The 23782-nt window shown below is 71.6% G+C and carries 22 protein-coding genes and 2 riboswitches; of the genes, 12 read left to right on the forward strand and 10 right to left on the reverse strand.

Features of this window, described 5'->3' with window-relative positions; genetic code table 11:
• Nucleotides 1-161: 161 nt before the first annotated feature.
• Together ACZ4W5_RS34845 and ACZ4W5_RS34850 are read right to left on the reverse strand one after the other, a co-directional pair.
• Entirely contained in the window at nt 162-854 is a 693-nt protein-coding gene (locus ACZ4W5_RS34845) for a hypothetical protein (RefSeq protein WP_360227940.1), read from the reverse strand.
• 91 nt (nt 855-945) lie between these two features.
• Nucleotides 946-1155, reverse strand: coding sequence for a hypothetical protein (locus tag ACZ4W5_RS34850; protein WP_360227937.1), 210 nt, complete (start codon nt 1153-1155; stop codon nt 946-948).
• A gap of 312 nt (nt 1156-1467) precedes the next feature.
• Here ACZ4W5_RS34850 and ACZ4W5_RS34855 point away from each other — a divergent pair, with 312 nt between their 5' ends.
• On the forward strand, nt 1468-2442 hold the full coding sequence (locus ACZ4W5_RS34855) for a carbohydrate kinase family protein (RefSeq protein ID WP_360227934.1): 975 nt from the start codon (nt 1468-1470) through the stop codon (nt 2440-2442).
• A 10-nt stretch (nt 2443-2452) separates the two neighbouring features.
• On the opposite strand, the gene ACZ4W5_RS34860 is transcribed toward ACZ4W5_RS34855, so the two are convergent.
• On the reverse strand, nt 2453-3871 hold the full coding sequence (locus tag ACZ4W5_RS34860; RefSeq protein ID WP_465659080.1) for an aminotransferase class V-fold PLP-dependent enzyme: 1419 nt from the start codon (nt 3869-3871) through the stop codon (nt 2453-2455).
• A 369-nt stretch (nt 3872-4240) separates the two neighbouring features.
• On the opposite strand from ACZ4W5_RS34860, the gene ctaC reads away from it, so the two are divergent.
• From ctaC to ACZ4W5_RS34880, 4 genes are all read left to right on the forward strand, one after another.
• Nucleotides 4241-5095 (forward strand): aa3-type cytochrome oxidase subunit II, encoded by an 855-nt coding sequence (gene ctaC, locus ACZ4W5_RS34865; protein WP_360227928.1) that lies wholly within the window; start codon nt 4241-4243, stop codon nt 5093-5095.
• Nucleotides 5092-6867: an aa3-type cytochrome oxidase subunit I gene (gene ctaD, locus ACZ4W5_RS34870; RefSeq protein ID WP_402487483.1), complete on the forward strand. Its 1776-nt coding sequence runs from the start codon at nt 5092-5094 to the stop codon at nt 6865-6867. The genes ctaC and ctaD overlap by 4 nt, the downstream gene beginning before the upstream one ends.
• Nucleotides 6867-7289 carry a cytochrome c oxidase subunit 4 gene (locus ACZ4W5_RS34875; protein WP_360227923.1) on the forward strand — a complete coding sequence of 141 codons (423 nt, stop codon included), beginning with the start codon at nt 6867-6869 and terminating at the stop codon, nt 7287-7289. The genes ctaD and ACZ4W5_RS34875 overlap by 1 nt, the downstream gene beginning before the upstream one ends.
• Nucleotides 7290-7468: 179 nt before the next feature.
• A complete protein-coding gene (locus ACZ4W5_RS34880) occupies nt 7469-8725 on the forward strand; it encodes a L,D-transpeptidase (RefSeq protein ID WP_360227920.1) in 1257 nt (418 codons plus the stop codon).
• 222 nt (nt 8726-8947) lie between these two features.
• Here the strand turns inward: ACZ4W5_RS34880 and ACZ4W5_RS34885 are convergent, their stop codons facing one another.
• From ACZ4W5_RS34885 to ctaE, 5 genes are all read right to left on the reverse strand, one after another.
• A complete protein-coding gene (locus ACZ4W5_RS34885) occupies nt 8948-9319 on the reverse strand; it encodes a GntR family transcriptional regulator (protein WP_360227918.1) in 372 nt (123 codons plus the stop codon).
• A gap of 115 nt (nt 9320-9434) precedes the next feature.
• Nucleotides 9435-11093: a cytochrome bc1 complex cytochrome b subunit gene (gene qcrB, locus ACZ4W5_RS34890; protein WP_360227915.1), complete on the reverse strand. Its 1659-nt coding sequence runs from the start codon at nt 11091-11093 to the stop codon at nt 9435-9437.
• On the reverse strand, nt 11090-12142 hold the full coding sequence (gene qcrA / locus ACZ4W5_RS34895) for a cytochrome bc1 complex Rieske iron-sulfur subunit (protein WP_360227912.1): 1053 nt from the start codon (nt 12140-12142) through the stop codon (nt 11090-11092). Before qcrA ends, qcrB begins: the two co-directional genes overlap by 4 nt.
• Nucleotides 12143-12150: 8 nt before the next feature.
• On the reverse strand, nt 12151-12960 hold the full coding sequence (gene qcrC / locus ACZ4W5_RS34900) for a cytochrome bc1 complex diheme cytochrome c subunit (protein WP_360227909.1): 810 nt from the start codon (nt 12958-12960) through the stop codon (nt 12151-12153).
• A gap of 187 nt (nt 12961-13147) precedes the next feature.
• Nucleotides 13148-13768, reverse strand: a complete 621-nt coding sequence (gene ctaE / locus ACZ4W5_RS34905) for an aa3-type cytochrome oxidase subunit III (protein ID WP_360227907.1) — start codon at nt 13766-13768, stop codon at nt 13148-13150.
• Nucleotides 13769-14174: 406 nt separating this feature from the next.
• Here ctaE and ACZ4W5_RS34910 point away from each other — a divergent pair, with 406 nt between their 5' ends.
• The 3 genes from ACZ4W5_RS34910 (at nt 14175) to ACZ4W5_RS34920 (ending at nt 17603) form a co-directional block, all read left to right on the forward strand.
• On the forward strand, nt 14175-14600 hold the full coding sequence (locus tag ACZ4W5_RS34910; RefSeq protein ID WP_188303996.1) for a response regulator: 426 nt from the start codon (nt 14175-14177) through the stop codon (nt 14598-14600).
• Nucleotides 14601-14719: 119 nt separating this feature from the next.
• Nucleotides 14720-15796, forward strand: a complete 1077-nt coding sequence (gene trpD / locus ACZ4W5_RS34915; RefSeq protein ID WP_402487474.1) for an anthranilate phosphoribosyltransferase — start codon at nt 14720-14722, stop codon at nt 15794-15796.
• Between the two features lie 272 nt (nt 15797-16068).
• Nucleotides 16069-16186: riboswitch (SAM riboswitch) on the forward strand.
• A gap of 52 nt (nt 16187-16238) precedes the next feature.
• Nucleotides 16239-17603, forward strand: a complete 1365-nt coding sequence (locus ACZ4W5_RS34920) for an aminotransferase class V-fold PLP-dependent enzyme (RefSeq protein WP_465659085.1) — start codon at nt 16239-16241, stop codon at nt 17601-17603.
• Between the two features lie 3 nt (nt 17604-17606).
• Here the strand turns inward: ACZ4W5_RS34920 and ACZ4W5_RS34925 are convergent, their stop codons facing one another.
• Both ACZ4W5_RS34925 and ACZ4W5_RS34930 read right to left on the reverse strand, forming a co-directional pair.
• A complete protein-coding gene (locus ACZ4W5_RS34925) occupies nt 17607-17888 on the reverse strand; it encodes an Lrp/AsnC ligand binding domain-containing protein (protein ID WP_030240061.1) in 282 nt (93 codons plus the stop codon).
• A 42-nt stretch (nt 17889-17930) separates the two neighbouring features.
• A complete protein-coding gene (locus ACZ4W5_RS34930) occupies nt 17931-18713 on the reverse strand; it encodes a rhomboid family intramembrane serine protease (protein WP_465659086.1) in 783 nt (260 codons plus the stop codon).
• A gap of 230 nt (nt 18714-18943) precedes the next feature.
• On the opposite strand from ACZ4W5_RS34930, the gene ACZ4W5_RS34935 reads away from it, so the two are divergent.
• From ACZ4W5_RS34935 to ACZ4W5_RS34950, 4 genes are all read left to right on the forward strand, one after another.
• The gene (locus ACZ4W5_RS34935) at nt 18944-19207 is read left to right on the forward strand and encodes a hypothetical protein (protein ID WP_360227893.1); all 264 of its coding nucleotides are present in this window, start codon (nt 18944-18946) and stop codon (nt 19205-19207) included.
• A 289-nt stretch (nt 19208-19496) separates the two neighbouring features.
• Nucleotides 19497-20798, forward strand: a complete 1302-nt coding sequence (locus tag ACZ4W5_RS34940) for an NYN domain-containing protein (RefSeq protein ID WP_465659089.1) — start codon at nt 19497-19499, stop codon at nt 20796-20798.
• A 200-nt stretch (nt 20799-20998) separates the two neighbouring features.
• Complete coding sequence (locus tag ACZ4W5_RS34945) at nt 20999-22033, forward strand: C40 family peptidase (protein WP_360227890.1); 1035 nt, start codon at nt 20999-21001, stop codon at nt 22031-22033.
• Nucleotides 22034-22371: 338 nt separating this feature from the next.
• A riboswitch (cyclic di-AMP (ydaO/yuaA leader) is annotated at nt 22372-22528 on the forward strand.
• 10 nt (nt 22529-22538) lie between these two features.
• Nucleotides 22539-23651: an NlpC/P60 family protein gene (locus ACZ4W5_RS34950; RefSeq protein WP_402487468.1), complete on the forward strand. Its 1113-nt coding sequence runs from the start codon at nt 22539-22541 to the stop codon at nt 23649-23651.
• Nucleotides 23652-23782 lie beyond the last annotated feature (131 nt).

Raw genomic sequence — 23782 nt, forward strand, 5'->3', positions numbered from 1 at the left:
GGAGAGACAGCCAGGCGGCAATGGCTTTCGGTGGCGGGGGGGGGTTGGAGGGGGAGGCTGGGTGGCGGGCCGAGAAGGAGAAAGGAGGCCGGGGGGAGATCCCCGGGGCCGCCTTCCGCGTTCCGTCGTGTCCGGCACCGGCTGCTGTCCGGCACCGGCCGCTAGCGCGCGGCGCCGTCCGGGGTGACCGGGTCCGGGCCCGCGTGGGCGTCGCCCTCCAGCGGCACCTCCTGGCCGCTCGTCCGGTCCACCACCGTCCGCCCGGCCAGCGGCGAGCGCAGGTCGACGGAGACGGCCTGCCGCTTGGCCATCGCGGTGCAGACGTGCCCGGGCTGGACGGTCGGCGGGCCCGGCACGATCACCACGCCCACCTGGTTCGGCTGCGACTCGTCCGCCTTCACCGCGTACGTGGTGCAGACCCCGCCGAAGAAGTAGACGGTCAGCTTGTTGCTGCCGTCCAGCCGGTAGCCGGTCGGCGGCCGGACGTTGGAGTTGGCCGGGCCGCCACCGGCCGGGTTGGGCTCACCGGGGGCGATCCCGTTGGCCGGGGGAGTGGCCGGTGTCGTGGGCCGCCCGGGTGCGGGCTCGGCCGGGGTCGGCGTCGCCTTGCCCGACGGGGCCCCTGCGGGCGCCGGCGCGGACGGCGAGCCGGAGTCCGCCGGGGCCGACGGGGCCGTCGGGGAACCGCTCGGCGAGGCCGAGCTGCTCGCGGAGGCCGTGGCGCTGCTCGCCGCCGAGTCCCCGGAGCCCTTGCCGTCGCCGCCGCAACCGGCCAGGGTCACCACCGCCGCCAGCGCGGCCACCGCCAGGGCCACCGCCCGCCGACCGCGGCGGGGCATCGTCTCCAGATCCATCTGCACATCCTCCCGAGGGCTCAGCGGCGCCGCCTCCTCGGCCGCACCGCGCGGATGTGACGTGCCCCGGTCGGATCCGGTTCCCCGGTCCTCACATGCCGTACTCGGCCATCCCGGCGACCAGCCGCTGCGCCCCGGACGGCACCCGGACGCCGACGGACGCGGGGGCGGCGGGCTCCGGCCCGGCCGTCACCAGCGGCCAGAACCGGCGCAGCCGGCGGGAGGAGCGGACCAGCGCGTCGAGGGTCTCGGCGTCCGCGTCGGCCCGGCGGGCGCTCGGGGGGAATCGGTCGGACATCATCGGGCATCGCTCCGATCAAGAACCGTTCAAGAACCGTTCAAGGGCCGTTCAAGGGCCGCGGCCGCATCACCGCGGTCGACGACGGGGCCCGCCCGGTCGCGGCGGGGCTCCATGGGGCCGACCCTAGGCCCGGCCCGGTGGGCCCACCAGTGCTACCCGGAGGTAGTACACGTTCGAGGGTCCCGGGTGCCACCATGGCAGGGAAGGCGACCGGCAGCTTGCGGGACTATTGCTGGCGGGCTGTGCCGGACGGGTACCGTGGGTGGGTTCATTCGCCCCCGCTGGCCCTGTCGCCATCCTGAGGAGACCCCCGTGCGCATCGCCGTCGCCGGCTCGATCGCCACCGACCACCTGATGACGTTCCCCGGTCGGTTCGCCGACCAGCTCGTCGCCGAGCAGCTGCACACCGTGTCGCTGTCCTTCCTGGTCGACGCCCTGGACATCCGCCGCGGCGGCGTCGCGCCGAACATCGCGTTCGGCATGGGCGTGCTCGGGCTCCGGCCGATCCTGGTCGGCGCCGCCGGCGCGGACTTCGCCGAGTACCGCAGCTGGCTGGAGCGCAACAACGTGGACTGCAACTCCGTCCACATCTCCGAGACCCGGCACACCGCCCGCTTCATGTGCACCACGGACGAGGACCACAACCAGATCGCCTCGTTCTACACCGGTGCCATGGCCGAGGCCCGCAACATCGAGCTCAAGCCGATCGCCGACCGCGTCGGCGGCCTCGACCTCGTCCTGGTCGGCGCCGACGACCCCCAGGGCATGGTCCGCCACACCCAGGAGTGCCGCACCCGCGGTTACGCCTTCGCCGCCGACCCCTCCCAGCAGCTGGCCCGCCTGGACGGCGAGGACATCCGCGAGCTGGTGGACGGCGCCTCGTACCTCTTCACCAACGAGTACGAGGCCGCGCTGATCGAGTCCAAGACCGGCTGGGACGCCGAGGAGCTGCTCACCCGCGTCGGCACCCGGGTCACCACCCTGGGCAGCAAGGGCGTCCGGATCGAGCGCAAGGGCGAGGCCCCGATCGTGGTCGGCTGCCCGGCCGAGGAGGCCAAGGTCGACCCGACCGGCGTCGGCGACGCCTTCCGGGCCGGCTTCCTGTCCGGCCTGTCCTGGGGCCTCGACCTGGAGCGCGCCGCCCAGCTCGGCTGCATGCTCGCCACCCTGGTGATCGAGACCGTCGGCACCCAGGAGTACGACCTGCGCCCGGCCGCCTTCCTGAAGCGGTTCGAGGACGCCTACGGGGCCGAGGCCGCCGCGGAGATCCGCACCCACCTGGTCTAGTGGCCCCCGCTCAGGAGCGGCGCACCACCAGGTAGGCCGCGCCCCGGTCGCCGCCGTAGTCGGCGGCCGGGGCCTCCCCGGCGTACTCCTGGCCGCGCATCCCGCACCAGGCCGGGACGTCCAGCCGGGCCGCCTCGTCGTCCGCCAGCACGGCGACCGTGCCGCCCACCGGCACCTCGCCGATCCGCTTCGCCAGTTCGATCACCGGCAGCGGGCACCGCTTGCCGAGCGCGTCGATGACGAGCAGGGGCCCGGCGGCGCCCGCCGGCGCCGGCAGGTCCAGCCCGAGCGGGGCGCGCACCCCGGCGACCACCTCCGGCAGCACGGTGAGGAAGCGCTCCACGTCGGCCTCGGCCGTCCCGTACGGCAGCGAGACCCGGACGTTGCCCTCGGTGAGCACGCCCATGGCGGCCAGCACGTGGCTCGGCGTCAGGGTCGAGGAGGTGCAGGAGGAGCCGGAGGAGACCGCGAAGCCCGCCCGGTCCAGCTCGGTCAGCAGCACCTCGCCGTCCACGTACAGGCAGGAGAAGGTGACGATGTGCGGCAGTCGCCGTACCGGGTCGCCGACCACCTCGACCTCGGGCACCAGCTGCGGCACCCGGCTGCGGATCCGCTCGACCAGGGCGTGCAGCCGGGCGTTCTCCTGCTCGGCCTCGGCCCGGACGGCGCGCAGCGAGGCGGCCGCGGCCACGATCGCGGGGACGTTGACGTAGCCGGGCACCCGCCCGCCCTCGCGCTCGTCGGCCGGCAGCGGGGAGGCGTACCGGACGCCCTTGCGCACGGCGAGTACCCCGACCCCGGGCGGCCCGCCCCACTTGTGGGCGCTCGCGGTCAGCAGCGACCAGCCCGCCGGGACGTCCACCCGTCCGGCGCTCTGCGCGGCGTCGACCAGCAGCGGTACCCCGGCCGCGGCGCACAGTTCGGCGACCTCGCCGACCGGCTGGATCGTGCCCACCTCGTGGTTGGCGCTCTGCAGGGCGGCCAGCGCGGTGTCGGTCCGCAGCAGGGCGCCGAAGGCCTGCGGCTCCACCCGCCCGGTGCGGTCCACCGGGGCCACCGAGACCTCGCCGCCGCCGGCCCCTCCGCCGGCCTCCGGCCGGGGGGACCCCCATCGTTCGGCGACGTGCAGCACGCTGGAGTGCTCCACCGCGGAGTGCACCAGGTGCCCGCCGCGCCGCCGGTTCCCGGCCAGGGCGCCCAGCAGCCCGAGTTGGACGGCCTGCGTCCCGCTCGCGGTGAAGGAGATCTCGTCGGGCCGCGCGCCCAGGACGGCGGCGACCGTCTCGCGGGCGGCGTCCAGCAGCATCCGGGCCTGCCGGCCGGAGCGGTACAGCCGGGCCGGATCGGCCCAGCCCTCGTCCAGGGCGGCGGTCAGGGCCTGCCGCGCGACGGGGTGCAGAGGGGCCGTCGAAGCCACGTCGAAGTACACGGTCACATTTAACGACACACCCGGACCCCTGGGGCTCGGTCCGAATTGCTCACCGGCCGTCAGTCGATCACCCCGAATGTCCGCTTCGTCCGGTACCGACGGACCGTCACCCGCGTTGTTCGAGGTCATCCCCCGAACGGGCGTAAGGACCTCGAATGCCTGGGATGACCTGCGACGCAGCGCCTGCCGGGCCTGATCGGGCGACCGGGCGGCGCGTTACCGGGGGCTGCCCGTCAGGAGCGCATAAGGCTGGAGTAGGGTTTGGCCCGCATAAGCATTCAAACCGTGCCCGTGGACGGGTCGCCGGAGGGGCTCACACTCCCCTCCCGGTGCGACGCGAAGGCGGGCGAGACTTCGGGAAGGCGCTACGTGAGTCCCAACGGCTCCGACCGCTCGCCGCGGCGCACGATGCGGCGGAAGCTGCCTCAGGCGCTGGCACTGGGCCTCGTCATCGCGACCGCCACCGGCTGCTCGGCCAACGACCTCCCCAGGCTTGGCCTCCCGAGTCCGGTCACGAAGGAAGGACCCATGGTCCTCCAGATGTGGCAGGGCTCCTGGATCGCGGCGCTGGTGGTCGGCGTACTGATGTGGGGTCTGATCATCTGGAGCGTGGTCTTCCACCGGCGCAAGCGCACCGGCGTGGAGATCCCCCCGCAGACCCGGTACAACGTGCCCATCGAGGCGCTCTACACCGCGGTCCCCATCATCATCGTCTCGGTCCTCTTCTACTTCGTCGCCCGCGACGAGGCGAAGCTGACGCATGTCTCCGCGAAGCCGCAGCACTACGTCAACGTGGTCGGTTTCCAGTGGAGCTGGGCGTTCAACTACGAGAACACCGAGACCCCCGACCCGGCCAACAAGGACGCCGCGTACGAAGTCGGTACGCCCAAGGACGTTCCGACGCTCTGGCTGCCGGTCAACGAGACGGTGCAGTTCCGGCTGACCTCTCGTGACGTGATCCACGACTTCTGGCCCGTCAACTTCATGATGAAGATGGACGTCGTGCCGGGCGTGGTGAACAAGTTCGAGGTCACCCCGACCGTCAAGGGCGACTACATGGGCAAGTGCGCCGAGCTCTGCGGCGTCGACCACTCGCGCATGCTGTTCAACGTCAAGGTCGTCGACCGCGCCGACTACGACAAGCACCTGGCCGACCTTCGCGCCAAGGGCCAGAACGGTGCGGTGCCTTCCGGCCTCATCAGCATGGGAAGTGAAGAGAAGTGACCATCCTCAACGAGCCCGCCGCGGCCGGCGGGGGCGCCGAGGCCGTCACGGTCGGGGCGCAGCGGACCCGCAAGCCGGGTTCGACCATCATCAAGTGGTTGACCACCACTGACCACAAGACGATCGGCACCCTGTACCTGGGCACGTCGTTCGCCTTCTTCCTGATCGGTGGCATCCTCGCCCTGGTCATGCGCGCCGAGCTGGCTCGTCCCGGGACCCAGATCCTGTCGAACGAGCAGTTCAACCAGGCGTTCACGATGCACGGCACGATCATGCTGCTGATGTTCGCGACCCCGCTGTTCGCGGGCTTCGCGAACTGGATCATGCCGCTCCAGATCGGTGCCCCGGACGTGGCCTTCCCGCGTCTGAACATGTTCGCGTACTGGCTGTACCTCTTCGGTTCGTCCATCGCGGTCTGCGGCTTCCTGACCCCGAACGGCGCCGCCGACTTCGGCTGGTTCGCCTACTCCCCGCTGTCGGACGCGGTGCACTCGCCCGGCGTCGGCGGCGACATGTGGATCATGGGTCTGGCCTTCTCCGGCTTCGGCACGATCCTCGGTGCGGTCAACTTCATCACCACGATCATCTGCATGCGCGCTCCGGGCATGACGATGTTCCGGATGTCGATCTTCGTCTGGAACGTCCTGCTGACCTCGGTGCTGGTCCTGCTGGCCTTCCCGGTGCTGGCCGCCGCGCTGTTCGCCCTGGAGGCGGACCGCAAGTTCGGGGCCCACGTCTTCGATCCCGCCAACGGCGGGGCGATGCTGTGGCAACACCTGTTCTGGTTCTTCGGCCACCCCGAGGTGTACATCATCGCGCTGCCGTTCTTCGGCATCGTGTCGGAGATCATCCCGGTCTTCAGCCGCAAGCCGATGTTCGGCTACTCCGGCCTGATCGCGGCCACCATCGGCATCGCCGGTCTGTCCGTGACGGTGTGGGCGCACCACATGTACGTCACCGGGCAGGTGCTGCTGCCGTTCTTCTCCTTCATGACCTTCCTGATCGCGGTCCCGACCGGTGTGAAGTTCTTCAACTGGGTCGGCACCATGTGGAAGGGCTCGCTGAGCTTCGAGACGCCGATGCTCTGGACGGTCGGCTTCCTGGTCACCTTCCTCTTCGGTGGTCTGACCGGTGTCCTGCTGGCCTCGCCGCCGATCGACTTCCACGTCTCGGACTCGTACTTCGTCGTCGCCCACTTCCACTACGTGGTCTTCGGCACCGTCGTCTTCGCGATGTTCGCCGGCTTCCACTTCTGGTGGCCGAAGATGACCGGCAAGATGCTGGACGAGCGCCTCGGCAAGATCACCTTCTGGACGCTGTTCTTCGGCTTCCACGCGACCTTCCTGGTGCAGCACTGGCTCGGCGCCGAGGGCATGCCCCGCCGCTACGCCGACTACCTGGCCTCGGACGGCTTCACCACGCTGAACACCGTCTCGACCATCGGCTCCTTCGTGCTCGGCCTGTCGATCCTGCCGTTCCTCTACAACGTCTGGAAGACCGCCAAGTACGGCGAGAAGGTCACCGCGGACGACCCGTGGGGCTTCGGCCGCTCCCTGGAGTGGGCGACCTCCTGCCCGCCGCCGCGGCACAACTTCCTCACCCTGCCCCGGATCCGCTCCGAATCCCCGGCCTTCGACCTCCACCACCCGGAGATCGCCGCGCTGGACTACCTGGAGAACCACGGCGAGCCGGCCAAGCACCTCGCGGGTGTGACCCCGGCGAAGTACGACGCCCCGAAGCTCAGCAAGGGCAAGCAGGAGGGTGACGCCTGATGAAGGAACAGGGAAAGATCTTCCTGGGCCTGTCGGTCTTCGTGCTGGCGATGGCCATCACGTACGGCCTGTGGACCAACAACGCGAAGGACGGCCCGGGCCTGGAGGCGGCGGGCACCACCGCGCTGTTCCTGGCCTTCGGCCTCTGCGCCTTCATCGGGTACTACCTCGCCTTCACCGCCCGCCGGGTGGACAGCGGCGCGGGTGACAACCCCGAGGCCGAGGTCGCGGACGACGCCGGCGAGCTGGGCTTCTTCGCCCCGCACAGCTGGCAGCCGCTCTCGCTGGCGCTCGGTGGCGCGCTGGCCTTCCTGGGCGTGATCTTCGGCTGGTGGCTGATGTTCTGGGCCGCTCCGATCATCCTGATCGGCATCTTCGGATGGGTCTTCGAGTTCTACCGGGGCGAGAACCAGAACCAGTAGGTTCCGCCTCCGGCGACAGGGCCGGTCCTCCCGCAAGGGGAGGACCGGCCCTGCTGCGTCCCGGGGGTGACCGACTCACTCCCCCGGGTGAACGCGGGGCCGCTCGGATGTCGCTCGTTCCAGGGTGTTCCTACGATCTGATCAATCGTACGAATCGTGCGAACCCCTCGGAGGCGGTCATGGCCGACAGGCGCGGAATCGCAGGCATCGGCAGTATCTCGCTGGCCCTGGCAGTACTGGCCCCGCTGGCCGCCTGCTCCTCCGGCGGGGACGAGGCCGCCGGGCCGCACCGGATCGACGCGGGCCCCCTCGTCCACCTCTCGGCCGAGGACAAGGTCGACCCCTCCAAGCCGGTCACCGTCACCGCGGTGGCGGGCAGCCGGCTCACCGACGTCACCGTGGTCGGCCCGGACGGCCGGGTGGTGGAGGGCAAGCTCGCCGACGACCAGCACAGCTGGCAGACCACCGGCCGGTTGAAGGCGAACACCGCGTACACCGTGCGGATCTCCGCCGACGACGGCCGGAACGGGCGCGGCGACACCACCCAGAACTTCTCCACCCTGGCCGCCCAGCGCCTGCTCACCGCCAAGCTCGGCCCGGACTCCTCGGGCAGCGGCGTCTACGGGGTGGGCCAGCCGCTCACCGTGCAGCTCTCCGAGCCGGTGAAGGACCCCCAGGCCCGCCAGGAGGTCGAACGGGCGCTGACCGTGACCTCCCAACCGGCCGTCACCGGCGCCTGGTACTGGGTGGACGACAAGAACCTGCACTTCCGCCCGGAGGACTACTGGCCGGCCGGCACGACCGTCTCGCTGGCCTTCGAGGGCACCGGCAGCCGGATCTCGGACGGCCTCTACGGCGGCGACCGCAGCGCACTGCGGCTGCGGATCGGCGCGCGGGTCGAGTCGGTGATCGACGCGGCCGCCCACGAACTCACCCTCAAGCGTGACGGCGAGGCGGTCCGGAGCATCCCGGTCACCACCGGCAAGCCCGGCTTCGACACCCGCAACGGCATCAAGGTGGTGCTCGGCCAGGAGCGTTCCGTCCGGATGAACGGCGAGACGATCGGTATAGCGGCCGGCAGCTCCGAGGCGTACGACCTCGAGGTGCTGTGGGCCACCCGGGTGACCTGGAGCGGCGAGTACGTCCACGCGGCGCCCTGGTCGGTCGGCTCGCAGGGCTACGAGAACGTCAGCCACGGCTGTACCGGGATGAGCACCGACAACGCCAAGTGGTTCTACGACAACACCCGGGTGGGGGACCTGGTGACGGTGGTGAACAGCCGCGGCGCCACCATGGAGCCGTTCGGCAACGGCTTCGGGGACTGGAACGTCTCCTGGACGGACTGGGTCAAGCACAGCGCCCTCGGACAGCCCCTCAGCACCACCGTCCCGGCCGGCCAGGCCCCCGCCGCGGGGATGATGCGGCCCGAGGTGTAGGGCGTGTCTGACAATTCCCGCCGGGCGCGCGACGCTCCCCCAGCCTTCGGCCGGGAGGTACCCCCAGGGCACAAGCGCACCTCGCCGCGTTGTCGTCGGTCGCCGATGCTCCGCATGGACTCCCTCCTCCGCCTTGCGATGCACGCACCCCAACGCCGCGCGCTGATCCGACGCGAATTGTCAGGCACGCCCTAGGGCACCTCCGGTGGCTCGGGAGGGCCCTCAGGCCTCCGGGTAGGCCAGGCCCAGGGCGGTGACCACGGCGGCCAGGGCGTCCGGGTGGGACAGGCCCAGCCGGCTCGCGCGTTCGGCGTACTCGGCGGCGGCCTCGGCGGCCAGCCGGTGGGCGGCGTCCCCGGCGGCCGCGATCAGGGTGCCGCGCCGGCCGTGGGTCTCCACCACGCCGTCCGCCTCCAGCTCCTTGTAGGCCCGGGCGACCGTTCCGGCGGCCAGCCCCAGCTCCTCGGCGAGGGCCCGGACGGTGGGCAGCCGCAGCCCGGTCGGCAGCGCGCCGGAGCGGGCCTGCTCGGCGATCTGGGCGCGGATCTGCTCGTACGGGGGAGTGGCGGCGGCGGGGTCGACGGACAGCTGCACGGGTGGCTCCTGGGGCGCGGCGGGTGCGGGGCTGGCGATGGAGGCAAAGCCCGAGGGCCGCCGACCAGATGAACTCTGGTCAGCGGCCCTCGGGATGACGCGGGTGCGTACGGGATCAGTGGTGGCCGTGGCCGCTGGTGATCTCGTGGTGCTCCTCGGCGGTGGGCTTGGGGATCTGGCTGCCCTCGCCGTAGAAGCCGCGGGAGAGCTTGGCCCGGGTGCGGGTGAGCGCGCCGGCCTTGCGGGCCACGCCGTTCTCGTCCGTCTGGGCCGGCAGCTCGACCGGCTGGTTCTGCTCGTGCGCCGTGAGGGTGTGCAGGTCCTTCTGCGGCAGCTGGGCGTGCACCTCGATGAACTCACCGTGCGGCAGGCGCTTGATGACGCCGGTCTCGCGGCCGTGCAGCACCTTCTCCTTGTCGCGGCGCTGGAGGCCGAGGCACCAGCGCTTGGTGACGATGAAGGTGATGACCGGCACCACGAAGAAGCCGGCGCGCACGAAGTAGGTGATCGAGTTGATCGACAGGTGCAGGTGGGTGGCGAACAGGTCGTTGCCACCACCGACCAGCAGCACCAGGTACAGGCTGATCCAGGCGGCACCCAGGGCGGTGCGGACCGGGGCGTTGCGCGGGCGGTCCAGGATGTGGTGCTCGCGCTTGTCGCCGGTGATCCAGCCCTCGATGAACGGGTAGACCGCGATCGCGACCAGGACCAGCGGGAAGATCATCAGCGGGACGAAGACACCCAGGTTCAGGGTGTGGCCCCACAGGCTGATCTCCCAGCCCGGCATGACGCGGATCAGACCCTCGGAGAAGCCCATGTACCAGTCGGGCTGGGCGTCGGTCGACACCTGGTCGGGCCGGTACGGGCCGTACGCCCAGATCGGGTTGATCGTGGCGATCGCCGAGATGGCGGCGATGATGCCGAAGACCAGGAAGAAGAAGCCACCGGCCTTGGCCATGTAGACCGGCATCAGCGGCATGCCGACGACGTTCTTCTCGGTCTTGCCCGGGCCCGCCCACTGGGTGTGCTTGTGGTAGAAGACCAGGATCAGGTGCGCGACCAGCAGGCCGAGCATGATGCCCGGGATCAGCAGGACGTGGATGGTGAAGAACCGCGGCACGATGTCGTGGCCGGGGAACTCGCCCCCGAACAGGAACATCTGGATGTAGGTGCCGACCAGCGGGACCGCGAGGATCGCGCCTTCCATGAAGCGGATACCGGTGCCCGACAGCAGGTCGTCCGGCAGCGAGTAGCCGAAGAAGCCGTCGAACATGCCGAGGACCAGCAGCAGGAAGCCGAAGACCCAGTTGATCTCGCGCGGCTTGCGGAACGCGCCCGTGAAGAACACGCGCATCATGTGCACGAGCATCGCGGCCACGAAGACCAGGGCGGCCCAGTGGTGGATCTGGCGGATCAGCAGACCGCCGCGGATCTCGAAGCTGATGTCCACCGTCGAGGCGTACGCCTCGGACATCCCGATGCCCTTGAGCGGCACGTACGAGCCGTTGTAGACGACCTCGGCCATCGACGGCTTGAAGAACAGCGTCAGGTAGACACCGGTCAGGATGATGATGACGAAGGTGTAGAGGCAGATCTCGCCCAGCATGAAGGACCAGTGGTCCGGGAAGATCTTGCGCAGGTTGGCCTTGGCGAGGGAGTAGATCCCCAGCCGGCCGTCCGTCCAGTCAGCCGCGGACTCCCACTTGTTGGCGGGGTTCGCGCGCGTGCTGGAGGGCTTGGCGGCACCGGTCTTGGTGCTGCTCGCGCTACTCATCGAGCACGCTCCCAGAAGCTCGGGCCGACAGGCTTCTCGAAGTCGCCGGTGGCGATCAGGTTGCCCTTGTCGTCAGTGGTGATCTTCAGCTGCGGCAGCGGGTGGCCGGCCGGGCCGAAGATGACGCGCGCGCCGTCCGCCAGGTCGAAGGTCGACTGGTGGCAGGGGCAGAGCGCGTGGTGGGTCTGCTGCTCGTACAGGCTGATCGGGCAGCCGACGTGGGTGCAGATCTTGGAGTAGGCGAGGATGCCCTCGAAGCCCAGCTCCTTGGACTTGTCGTCCTTGATGTCCTCCGGCGCGATGCGCACCAGCATCAGGGCGTCCTTGGCGATGCGCTGCTGGAAGTCCTCGTCGTGCGTGGTGAGGCCCTCCGGCATCGCGAAGGTCAGCGAGCCGATCACGAGGTCCTCGGGCTTCATCGGCTGCATGGTGCTCATGTTGACGAGCTGCAGCGGCTTGGCCGGGGTGGCCTCCTTCCAGCCCGTCTCCTGGAGCTTCTTCTCCGGCAGCGGGCCCAGGTCGCGGAGCAGGACCACGCCGGAGAGCGGGACCAGCGCCATCGACCCGATGAGGGTGTTGCGGATCATCTTGCGGCGGCCGAAGCCGGACTCGGCGGCACCGGTCTTGAACTGCTCGATGACGTCGTTGCGGACCTCGTCGGAGGCCTCGATCGGGTGACGCTCGGCGGGCAGCTCCACGTCCGACATCAGGGTGCGGGCCCAGTGGACCGCGCCCGCGCCGATCATGAACAGCGCGACGCCCAGGGTCAGGCCGAGCGCGAAGTTCAGCGCGCTGACGTGGCCCAGCGGGAAGATGTAGACGATCTTGTCCGGGTCGATGGCCACGTACGAGGCGATGAAGCCGATCGTCGCGAGCATCGAGACCACGAACATCAGCGAGACCTGACGCTCGGCCCGCTTGGCGGCCCGCTCGTCGATGTCGGTGCGACGGGGCTCGTGGGCCGGCAGGCCCGGGTCGGCGAACGGGTTGCCGTGGTCGGCCACCTCGCCGGCGGAGCCGTGCGGCTCCGGGAGCTTCTCTTCTGACATGTCGTGGCTCATGACTTCTTGGCCTTGGTGGTGTGGGCGGCGACCCAGATCGCGACCGCGATGAGCGTGCCGAGCCCGAAGATCCAGCCGAACAGGCCCTCGGTCACCGGACCGAGGCTGCCCAGGGTGAGACCGCCGGGGTTGGGCTCATCGTTGGTGGTGTGGCGGACGAAGGCCACGATCTGCTTCTTCTGCTCCTCGGGCATGGTGCTGTCCGGGAACGACGGCATGTTCTGCGGGCCGGTCTGCATGGCCTCGTAGATGTGCTTGGCGTCCACGCCCTCCAGCGACGGGGCGTACTTGCCCTTCGTCAGGGCACCGCCCTGGCCGGCGAAGTTGTGGCACTGGGCGCAGTTGGTGCGGAACAGCTCGCCACCCTTGGAGATGTCGTCCGGGTTGGTCGAGGTGTACTGCTTCGCGTCCGGCGTGGTCGGGCCGGGGCCGAGCGACTGGACGAACGCGGCGAGCTGGTCGATCTCGCTCTGGCTGTAGATGGCCTTCTTGCGCGGCACCTGGGCACCGGGCTGCTGGGCCGGCATGCGACCGGTGCCGACCTGGAAGTCGACAGCGGCGGAGCCCACGCCGACCAGGCTCGGACCGTCACTGCTGCCCTGGCCGTTCAGGCCGTGGCAGGAGGAGCAGCCCACGGCGAAGAGCTTCTTGCCCTCATCGATCGCGAGCGACTGCGCGGCGACGTCGGCCTGCGCCTTGTCGGCGGGCGCGAACGCGGCGTACAGCCCCCCGGTTGCCGCCAGGGCGAGAAGTAGGACGACCAGCGCCGCCAATGGGTGGCGCCGTCGTGCGGAGAGCTTTTTCACGGAATAACCCCGGTGTCAGGATCTGGTCGACTGGTGGGTGCACCCGGCGGCCGGTCTGGCCGGCACGAGGTTGCCTGTCCAAGGCTGCGCGCGCGGTCGGTCGGTGGGAGCGTCGGCACCGGCAGAAGCGGCCCGTCGCCGGTGAGGGCGGGGGCCGCTGCCGGTGGCCAGCGACCTGATCAGCTGGTTACTTGATCAGGTAGATGGTCGCGAACAGGCCGATCCACACGACGTCGACGAAGTGCCAGTAGTAGGACACGACGATCGCGGCGGTGGCCTGCTCGTGCGTGAAGCGCTTGGCTGCGTACGTCCGTCCCAGGACCAGCAGGAAGGCGATCAGACCGCCCGTCACGTGCAGACCGTGGAAGCCGGTGGTCAGGTAGAACACCGTGCCGTACGGGTCCGAGGACAGCGAGAGGCCGTCGTTCTTGACCAGCTCGGTGTACTCGTAGACCTGTCCGCCGATGAAGATCGCGCCCATGAAGAACGTCAGGGCAAACCACCCGCGGAGCTTCTTCACGTCACCGCGCTCGGCGGCGAACACGCCGAGCTGGCAGGTGAGTGAGGAGAGCACCAGGATCGTGGTGTTGACCGAGGAGAACGTCACGTTGAGGGCGTGCGCCTTCTCGGCCCAGAACTCGGCTCCCTTGACGGAGCGGAGCGTGAAGTACATCGCGAAGAGCGCCGCGAAGAACATCAGCTCGGAACTGAGCCAGACGATCGTTCCGACGCTGACCATGTTCGGTCGATTGACCGATCCGTGCGCGTGCCCGGTTTCTGTTGCTGTTGCTGTCGCCACGACGGACATTATGTCGGTCCCTTATTCCGTCTTCACGTCGGGGGGTGTCCCTCGGAGTGTCCGGTGCGTGCGGTATGCCCGCTTGACGGGCGACGGGGGGTCCGGACGGAGGCTGAGCAGCGGCGTGTCCCTTTTCTGACGGTTCCTCGGAGGGGCCCGCGACCCCGTTGCCCGGCGCGTCGTTGCACGGTCGGCCCAGTGCCGTGCCGTAGGGGGACGGGACGCCGCACGGCCGTCCGGGTGGACCGGGCGGGTCCGGGCGGGTCCGGGTGACGGGCCGTCCTCCGAGCGGGTGAGTCACGGGCGCGGCGGCTTGAGGGGGAACGTGCGCGAGGGGGACCGGCGACGGGGGAAACGGGAGTAGCATCCGGATCAGGTGAACGTGGTCCGGATCACACTTGAGGGAGCAGGGTCCATGGCGTACACGACCGACGAGACGCTCACCGTCCTCGTCTACAGCGACGACCGCAACACCCGCGAGCAGGTGCTGACGGCGCTCGGCCGTCGCCCTGCCGAGGATCTTCCGGAGCTGTCCTACCTCGAATGCGCGACCACCCCCGCGGTGCTCAAGGCATTGGAGAAGGGCGGCGTCGACCTCTGCGTGCTGGACGGCGAGGCGGTGCCGGCCGGCGGCCTCGGCCTCGGGCGCCAGCTCAAGGACGAGATCTACGGGTGCCCGCCGGTGCTGGTGCTGATCGGCCGGCCGCAGGACTCCTGGCTCGCCGCCTGGAGCCGGGCCGATGCCGCGATCTCCCGCCCGGTCGACCCGGTGGCGCTGGCCGAGGCGGTCGCCACCCTGCTGCGGGCCCGGCTGGCCAAGCGGGCCCCGGCCACGCGTTGAGCGGTGCCGTCTCAGTACTGGAGATGAGGGCGCCGTAGGCGCCCCGCCGCTCGATAGGCTGGCTCCATCCGTACGGACGTCCCCCATCGCGGGGGAACCGACAACAGCTGGAGTCAGCCATGGTGAACGTGAACCCTGCGAACGGTGGTACCGACCCCGCGCAGGTGGTCCGCACCTGGCCGGACCTCCTGGCGGCGCTGTTGAAGGGGGAGGACCTCGACCGCTCGTCCACCGCGTGGGCGATGGACCGGATCATGAGCGGCGAGGCGTCCCCCGTCCAGGTGGCCGGGTTCATGGTGGCGCTGCGGGCCAAGGGCGAGACGGTCGACGAGATCGCCGGGCTGGTGGACGCGATGTACGACCACGCCGAGCCGCTGGACATCCCCGGCCCGGCGGTCGACATCGTCGGTACCGGCGGGGACCGGGCGAAGACCGTCAACATCTCGACCATGTCGGCGATCGTCGCCGCGGCGGCCGGGGCCAAGGTGGTCAAGCACGGCAACCGGGCGGCCTCCTCCTCCAGCGGCTCCTCGGACGTGCTGGAGAAGCTCGGGGTGGCGCTGGACCTCTCCTCCCGGCGGGTGGCCCAGGTGGCCGAGGAGGTCGGGCTCACCTTCTGCTTCGCGGCGAAGTTCCACCCCTCGATGCGGCACGCCGCCACCGCGCGGCGCGACCTCGGGGTGCCCACCGCCTTCAACATCCTCGGCCCGCTGACCAACCCGGCGAGGGTCACCTCGCACGCGATCGGCTGCTTCGACACCCGGCTGGCCGGGCTGATCGCCGGGGTGCTCGCCCGGCGCGGGGCGACCGCGCTGGTGTTCCGCGGCGACGACGGGCTGGACGAGCTGACCATCACCACCACCTCGCGGGTCTGGCTGGTGCGCGACGGCGTGGTCACCGAGACCACCTTCGACCCGCGGGACGTCGGCATCGAGCTGGTCGGCATCGAGGCGCTGCGCGGGGCCGACGCCGCGTACAACGCCGAGGTCGCGCGCCGGCTGCTGGCCGGGGAGCGCGGGCCGGTGCGGGACGCCGTCCTGCTGAACACGGCGGCGGCGCTGGTCGCACTGGACCTGGGCGACGCCCCGCTGGCGGAGCAGCTCGCGGCGGGCATGGCGCGGGCGGCCGAGGCGATCGACTCCGGCCGGGCGCAGGACCTGCTGCGGCGCTGGTCGGAGGCCACCAGCCGGATCTGAGGCGGTAGTTGGGGCCCGTGCCGATCCGTCGGCACGGGCCCTTCGTGTCCGCCCCGATGTACCCGCCCCGAGCCGAAGGGGCGCGCCGGTGTCGAAAGTCGAGGAGCGACAAGCGAGATGGGGGTCCCCCCGGCCGGAGGCTGGGGGAGAGCGCCGGAGCGACGAGCGTCGGCGCCGGGTCCGAGCGCCCCGGAGGCGAGCGGGCGAAGACACAGTCCGGATGGTGGATGCCTGTTTGACCGTCCGACGTACCCGACCTAGAGTCTTCGCCAGGTCATGAGTGACAGCGCCAAGCCCCAGCTGGCTGTCCGGCAACCCTCCGTCCGTGGCGGGGTGCCCTGGGTGAGGACCGGGTCGCCGGGCAAGCCGTCCGCGCGACAAGCGCGGACACCGGACGATCTGCACTCCCGGGGTCCCTTACCCCGTGAAGGAGTGCATCCCCATGTCCCTCTCCCTCGGAACCACCGCCCCGCTCGCCGTCCTCGGCCACGACGTCGAGGTCCCGCTCGTCAGCGGTGAGAAGGTCGGCTACGCGGCGCTCGACTACGCGGCCAGCGCGCCGGCGCTCCAGCGGGTGTGGGACGACGTCGCCGCCTACGCCCCCTACTACGGCAGCGTGCACCGCGGCGCCGGCTACCTCTCCCAGCTGTCCACCGACCTGTTCGAGCAGAGCCGCCGGACCGTCGCCGAGTTCCTCGACCTGCGCGAGGGCGACCAGGTGGTCTTCACCCGCGCCACCACCGACTCGCTCAACCTGCTGGCCGCCGCCGTCCCGGCCGGCACCCGGGTGTTCGCCTTCGAGACCGAGCACCACGCCTCGCTGCTGCCGTGGGCGCACGCCGGGCTGGAGGTCGGCTACCTGCGGGCGCCGCGCTCGCGGGCCGAGGCGGTGGCCGCGCTGGAGGAGGCGCTGGCCGCGGCGCCGGAGGGCCCGAAGCTGCTGTGCGTCACCGGCGCCTCCAACGTGACCGGCGAGCTGTGGCCGGTCGCCGAACTGACCGGGACCGCGCACCGCTACGGCGCCCGGGTGGTGCTGGACGCCGCCCAGCTGGCCCCGCACCACCGGGTCTCGGTGCGCGAGCTGGGCGTCGACTGGATCGCCTTCTCCGGCCACAAGCTGTACGCGCCGTTCGGCGCCGGGGTGCTGGCCGGCCGCTCCGACTGGCTGGACGCGGCCGAGCCCTACCTGGCCGGCGGCGGGGCGACCCGGACGGTGGCCCGGGAGCTGGACGGCTCGGTGGCGGTGCAGTGGCACACCGGCCCGGCCCGGCACGAGGCCGGCTCGCCGAACGTCATCGGCGCCTACGCGATCGCCTCGGCCTGTCGGGCGCTCACCGAGGCCGGCTTCGACGCGCTGGAGGCCCGGGAGCGGGAGCTGGTCGAGCGGCTGACGGCGGGGCTGGCGGAGATCCCCGAGGTCCGGGTGCTGAACCTGTTCGGGGCGGGCTCGGCCCGGGTGGGCGTGCTGTCCTTCGTCGTCCGCGGCTGGAACAGCTCGCACTTCGCGGCCGCGCTGTCCGCCGAGTACGGCATCGGCGTGCGCGACGGACTGTTCTGCGCGCACCCGCTGGTGCGCACCCTGCTCGGTGACGAGGATTCGGCGCCCTCCGAGTGCGGGGCGCCCGAGCCCTCGCTGCCCGGTGAGCGCAGCCTGAACGCGATCCGGGTGAGCTTCGGGGCCGGCACGCCGGACGAGCACGTCGAGCGCTTCCTGGCCGCGGTCCGCGAGCTGGTCACGGACGGCGCGGCGTGGAACTACCGCAACGAGGGCGGCCGTTGCGTCGCCGACACGCGCCGCGCGGGCTGAGTCCTACTCGTCCAGGCCGAGGGCGAAGGCCGCTTCCAGGTCGTGCTGGGAGTAGGTGCGGAAGGCGATCTGGGTCTCCGTGTGGGCCACGCCCGGTACCTTGTTGAGCCGGCCCGGGATGACCTCGGCCAGGTCGTCGTGGCGGCGCACCCGGACCATCGCCACCAGGTCGTATCCGCCGGTCACCGAGTACACCTCGCTGACGCCCTCGATCGCGGCGATGGCCTCGGCGATCTCGGGGATGCGGTCGACACTGGTCTTGATCAGGACGATGGCGGTGATCACAGTTCGGGCTCCTTGATGCGGGTGCGGCCAGCGTATCGGGCCTCAGCCGGGGCGTCTCGGGGGGTGGCCGACCACGGTGCAGGCGTACAGGAAGCCCGCCGAGAAGCCGATCACGTGCACCAGGTAGGCGACCCCGGGCCCGGCCGAGTGCACCGACCACCACTGCAGGGCGAACCAGAGGCCGAGCACCAGCCAGGCCGGGAAGCGCAGCGGGAGGAAGAGGAGCAGCGGGACGAGGGTGGTCACCCGGGCCCGCGGGTGGAAGCGCAGGTAGGCGCCGAGCACGGCGGAGATCGCGCCCGAGGCGCCGATCAGGACCCGGGTGGAGTCGGGCGCGTGCGACTCGGCGAGCGCGAAGCCGTACGAGGCGGTGCAGCCGGCGGCCAGGTAGAAGAGGAGGTACCTGGCCCGGCCGACCCGGCGTTCCACGGTCGGGCCGAAGACGTGCAGGAAGAGCAGGTTGCCCAGCAGGTGCAGCCAGCCGGCGTGCAGGAAGAGGCCGGTGAGGGCGGACAGCGCCGGGTGCTTGCCCGGAGTGGGGGCGGCGGGGCAGCCGGGGACCGGGTCGGGGGCCTCGGCCAGCTGCCCGGCGGTCAGCGGGTGGCCGGTCAGCAGTTCGGCGGGGACGGCGCCCCAGCGCTGTTCGTACCGCTGCTCGGCGCAGATCCGGGTCTGGCCGGTGCCGTACAGGGGGTTGAGGCCGGCCGCCGGGCCGAGCAGGAAGACCAGGGTGTTGACCGCGATCAGGGCGTAGGTGACCGCCGGGGCGGGCAGCGCCGGGCGGCCGTCCCGCGCGTCGGTGTGGTCGGGGGCCGTGAGCGCCATGCGGCCAAGCATCCCTCCGGGCGCGGCAGGTGACACGGCGGTTTACGGCAGGTGGACTACTGGGCCGTCCGGCGGGGCGGTACGGGCTCCGGTCATCTCGGCTGACCGGTGGTCCTGGTGGTTGCCCCAGGCAATAGGCTTGGGGCGGGCATTCCCGCCTCCCGCCGCCGACGCCGGGGCTCCGGGGGGAGCGCCTCGCCCGCCCAGGGACCAGCCGAGAGGACCCCCCGATGACCGTCGCCGCTCCGACCGCCGAGACGCGCTGGCGCTGCACGCTGTGCGGCAACCTCACCCGCTTCGACGTGACCCGCTCCGCGCGGGTGACCGAGTTCCTGCACTTCGACCTGGCCGGCGAATCCCGGGTCGAGGAGACCGAGGTGCACAGCGAGACCGTGGAGTCGGTGCGCTGCCGCTGGTGCAACGCGGTGGACCAGGTCGAGCTGGTGGCCCGTCCGGGCGCCGAGGGCGTGGAGGCCCCCGCCGCGCAGGGCTGACCCCGCCGGTGCGGTGGGCGGTGCGCGACGCCGCCGTCCACCGCACGGGACAATACAGACAAGACGCACGGAGCGTGACGACAGGGGCGGCCGCGGCCGCACCCGCTGGACCAGGATCGGAGCCGAGGACGTGGTGGACGCAGCGAGGGAGCCCGGCGAAGCGCAGGGGCTTCAGCCCGCTGCGCCGGCACCGGAGCCGGCCGCCGAGCCGGGCCCGTCCGAGACCGACCTCCCGGAGGGCCCCGGCGCGGCCCCGGCCGGTGCGGGTGCCGAGCGGGCGGCCGAGAAGCTGGACCGGCCGCTGCCCGAGGGGGTGCGCCGGCGGGTGGTCGGGCTGGCCTCGGACGCGCTGGGCGGGCTGCCGCCCGGGGAGCTGCCGCAGAGCCTGCGTCAGTACGTCAAGTTCACCCCCGCACGGCGGGCCAAGTACGCGGCCACCGCGCTGGCGGCGGCGCTGGAGTCCGAGCCGGCCTTCCGGGTGCGGATAGCGGAGCGGCTGCGGCTGGGCCAGCCGGACCTGGTGAAGGCGCTGGAGTCGGGGACCGTCCCCGGTGCCGCCGATCCGATGGACGTCGCCGCCGCCGCCTACCTGGTGCGCTCGCCCGGCTGGAGCCGACTGGTCGCCGAGGCGGGCGAGGAGGCCGAGCGGGCCGGCGCCGAGGACGCGGCGGCGGAGGCCTCCCGGCTGGTGGAGAAGCTCCAGGCCGAGCTGGCCGAGGTGCGGGCCGCGGCGCGCGCGGACCTGGAGCGCCAGCGCGCGGAGTTCGAGGGCGTCCGGCGCGAGGCCGAGTCGCTGCGCAAGAAGGTGCGGTCGCTGGAGAGCGACACCCGGCGGGCGCAGGCCGAGACCCGGCGGGTGACCGGGGAGCTGGAGGCGGCGAGGGCGCAGGCCGCCGGGGAGCGCAGCGCGGCCGAGTCCGACGCGCGGCGGCTGCGGCACCGGGTGTCCGAACTGGAGACCGCGGTCGAGCAGGGCCGCCGTTCGGCCCGGGAGGGCCGCAGCGTCGAGGACATGCGGCTGCGGCTGCTGCTGGACACCGTGCTGCAGTCGGCGCAGGGCCTGCAGCGGGAGCTGGCCCTGCCGGTCTCCCAGATCCGCCCGGCGGACCTGGTGGAGGCGGTGGTGCCGGGGGCGGCCTCGCCGCACGACGTGGCCCGGCGCGGCCTGGCCGAGGACGACCCGGCGCTGCTGGACCAGCTGCTGGCGATCCCGCAGGTGCACCTGGTGGTGGACGGCTACAACGTGACCAAGACCGGGTATCCGGCGCTGCCGCTGGAGCAGCAGCGGATCCGGCTGCTGGGCGGGCTGGCGATGCTGGCCCAGCGCACCCAGGCGGAGGTCACCTGTGTGTTCGACGGGCAGGACCTGGACGTACCGGTCATCATGGCGCCGCCGCGCGGGGTGCGGGTACGGTTCAGCCGGACCGGCGAGACCGCGGACGAGCTGATCCGCCGTCTGGTCCGGGCCGAGCCGCAGGGCCGTCCGGTGGTGGTGGTCTCCACCGACCGGGAGGTCGCGGAGGGCGTGCGGAAGGCGGGTGCGCGCCCGGTGGCCTCGGTGCTGCTGCTGAACCGGCTGGCCCGGCCCTGAGCTGGGGCCGGAGGCGGTGACGGCAGGTCAGTGGGGTTTCCGTGCGGGTGTGCGGATCCGGTGAAGTCAGTGGGGGAACCGGAGTTCACGCCTTCGGGGGAGTGGCAAAACGGGTAGATCTTCACTAGGGTCTGGCGTCAAACCTATTTTCCGGAATCTCACCTGATCAGGTGAGTCCGATGGAAGAAGGAGCCGGTCTCTTGGCCTCCCACCGCCGTCCGAAGCAGCCCAGCCGTGCACGGGTCTCCGTGCTCACCGCTGCTGCTGCGACCGCGGTCGCCCTCTCCGCGCAGGTCGCCGCGCACGCGGCGCCGCAGCCGAACAAGAGCGACGTCAAGGCGCAGATCGACCAGCTCCAGCAGGAGCAGGAGCAGGCGGCCGAGAAGTACAACGGCGCCAAGGAGCGTGCCGACCAGCTCCGCAAGCAGGCCGACCAGCTCCAGGACCAGGTGGCCCGCAGCCAGGACCAGATGAGCCAGCTCCAGGTGGGCCTGGCCCAGGTCGCGGGCGAGCAGTACCGCACCGGCGGCATCGACCCGTCCGTGCAGCTGATGCTCTCCTCCGACCCGTCCGGCTACCTGGACAAGGCGTCGAGCGTCCAGCAGGCCAGCACCACCCAGACCGAGGCGCTCAAGGGCCTGCTCGACCAGCAGCGCCGGCTGGACCAGGAGAAGGCCGAGGCGGCCGCCGTGCTCGCCTCCCTGGACTCCACCACCAAGGACCTCAACCAGGCCAAGGCGGACGTCAACACCAAGTTGAAGGCCGCCCAGGACCTGCTGAACTCGCTCAGCGCCGCCGACCGGGCCGCGCTCCGGGCCCAGCAGCAGCAGGACGACCGCGCCTCCCGCGGCGCCGACCGGGTCGACCTCAGCAACCTGCCGCCGGCCAGCGGCTACGCCGCCGTGGCGGTGGCCAAGGCGATGAGCAAGCAGGGTTCGCCGTACGTCTGGGGCGCCACCGGGCCCTCCACCTTCGACTGCTCGGGCCTGATGGTCTGGGCGTACGGTCAGGCCGGCGTCTCGCTGCCGCGCACCTCGCAGGAGCAGGGCCACATCGGGACCGCCGTGACGCTGGCCACCGCCCAGCCGGGCGACCTGGTGATCTACGGCGGCGACATGCACCACGTCGGGATGTACATCGGCAACGGCATGGTGGTCCACGCGCCGCACACCGGCGACGTGGTGAAGGTGATGAAGGCCGACGCGATGTCGATCAACACGATCCGCCGGATCTGACGCCCCGGCACCACCCCGAGGGCCGGTTCCGGCCCTGTGATCCGCGCCACCTCCGATCGGGGGTGGCGCTTCGGGTGTGGGTCCCCGAAGGGCCGGACGGTGAGAGTCGATCAGCTTTGCGTGCGGCGCTGATCACCATCAGTCATTTTCACAAAAGAACATGGGTAATCTTCCGTCTTTTTTCTGACAAGGATTTGAACCGATCACGGTTCAGTTACTAGGGTCGTGCCCCGAACCACCGCACAGTCGATCACCCAGCCCGGGTGGCGGCGGTGGTTACCGCCGAGTTCGCGAAACAGCGGGGCAGGTCGCAACGACTGCCCGACAGGGGAGCCCAGTAGTCGGGGGCGCTGCGGAGCGGAGCCGGGGAACCACACGTTCCTCCGGGGTGAATCGGCGCCAGGTCGGCCGTAGGTGAGGCCGGTGAGGCGTCGTAGGGCATGCTTCCGGCCCGAACCCGTCAGCTCACCCGGTAGGCGGGAGTAGGAAGAAGGAGTCCGCCTTCGTGGCGTCCCATCGTCGTCCCAAGCCCGCCAGCCGTACCCGCGTCTCGATCCTGACCGGTTTCGCCGCCGCGGCCGTCGCCCTCTCCGCGCAGTCCGGCGCGCACGCCGACCCGCAGCCGACCAAGGACCAGGTCAAGGAGCAGGTCGACCAGCTCAACGAGCAGGCCGAGCAGGCGACCGAGAAGTACAACGCCGCCCAGGAGAAGCAGCAGGAGCTGGAGAAGCAGGTCTCCGGCCTCCAGGACCAGGTGGCCCGGCAGCAGGCCCAGGTGACCGACCTCCAGGGCGGCCTGGCCGAGATCGCCGGCGAGCAGTACCGCAACGGGGGCATATCCCCGACGGTCCAGCTGATGTTCTCCTCCAGCCCGGACAACTTCCTCAACCAGGCCGGCGCGCTGAACCAGGCGGGCAGCACCCAGAAGAACCAGCTCAAGCAGCTGCAGGACCAGCAGCGCAAGCTGGACCAGGACCGCACCGAGGCCCAGGGCAAGCTCGGCGAGCTGGAGGCCACGACCCAGCAGCTGAAGGCCTCCAAGGACGAGGTCCAGAACAAGCTCAAGGCCGCCCAGGACCTGCTCAACACGCTGACCGAGCAGGAGCGCCAGGCGATCAAGGCGGCCGAGGAGAAGGCCGCCGCCGACGCCGCCGCGAAGGCCGCCGCCGCCAAGCCGGCCACCCCGGACCGCGCCTCGCGCGACAACAGCCGCAGCGACCTCGGCTCGGGCTCCACCGCCGCGCCGGTCAAGGTCGCCCCGGGCAGCTCGCACGGTGCCGCCGCGCTGGCCGCCGCCGCCACCAAGGTCGGCAGCCCGTACGTCTGGGGCGCCACCGGCCCCGGCTCCTTCGACTGCTCCGGCCTGATGGTCTGGGCGTTCAACCAGGCCGGGGTGTCGCTGCCGCGCACCTCGCAGGAGCAGGCCGGCGCCGGCACCCGGATCGGCTCGGACATCTCCCAGGCCCAGCCCGGCGACATGCTGATCTTCTACGGCGACGCCCACCATGTCGGCATCTACGCGGGCAACGGCCAGGTGCTGCACGCTCCCAAGCCGGGCGCGTCGGTGCGCTACGAGGCCGTCTCCAACATGCCGCTGTCCTCCATCGTGCGGGTCTGATCCCCACCCACGCGTTCACGGGCCCGGGGGGGGGGGGGGGGGGGGGGGGGGGGGGGGGGGTACCGGGGGGGGGGGTGGGGGGGGGGGTGGGGGGGTGTGGGGGGGTGTGGGGGGGGTTGCAGCCCTACGGA

Source organism: Kitasatospora sp. NPDC029367 (genome assembly GCF_055569135.1).

Excerpts from the sequence above, each read along its gene's own strand:
- qcrA (WP_360227912.1), bottom strand. The coding sequence starts at position 12,142 with ATGTCAGAAGAGAAGCTCCCGGAGCCGCACGGCTCCGCCGGCGAGGTG.
- qcrB (WP_360227915.1), bottom strand. The coding sequence starts at position 11,093 with ATGAGTAGCGCGAGCAGCACCAAGACCGGTGCCGCCAAGCCCTCCAGC.
- ACZ4W5_RS34920 (WP_465659085.1), top strand. The coding sequence starts at position 16,239 with ATGTCCCTCTCCCTCGGAACCACCGCCCCGCTCGCCGTCCTCGGCCAC.
- ACZ4W5_RS34910 (WP_188303996.1), top strand. The coding sequence starts at position 14,175 with ATGGCGTACACGACCGACGAGACGCTCACCGTCCTCGTCTACAGCGAC.
- ACZ4W5_RS34850 (WP_360227937.1), bottom strand. The coding sequence starts at position 1,155 with ATGATGTCCGACCGATTCCCCCCGAGCGCCCGCCGGGCCGACGCGGAC.
- ACZ4W5_RS34845 (WP_360227940.1), bottom strand. The coding sequence starts at position 854 with ATGGATCTGGAGACGATGCCCCGCCGCGGTCGGCGGGCGGTGGCCCTG.
- ACZ4W5_RS34880 (WP_360227920.1), top strand. The coding sequence starts at position 7,469 with ATGGCCGACAGGCGCGGAATCGCAGGCATCGGCAGTATCTCGCTGGCC.
- ACZ4W5_RS34930 (WP_465659086.1), bottom strand. The coding sequence starts at position 18,713 with ATGGCGCTCACGGCCCCCGACCACACCGACGCGCGGGACGGCCGCCCG.
- ctaE (WP_360227907.1), bottom strand. The coding sequence starts at position 13,768 with ATGTCCGTCGTGGCGACAGCAACAGCAACAGAAACCGGGCACGCGCAC.
- ACZ4W5_RS34875 (WP_360227923.1), top strand. The coding sequence starts at position 6,867 with ATGAAGGAACAGGGAAAGATCTTCCTGGGCCTGTCGGTCTTCGTGCTG.
- trpD (WP_402487474.1), top strand. The coding sequence starts at position 14,720 with ATGGTGAACGTGAACCCTGCGAACGGTGGTACCGACCCCGCGCAGGTG.
- ACZ4W5_RS34935 (WP_360227893.1), top strand. The coding sequence starts at position 18,944 with ATGACCGTCGCCGCTCCGACCGCCGAGACGCGCTGGCGCTGCACGCTG.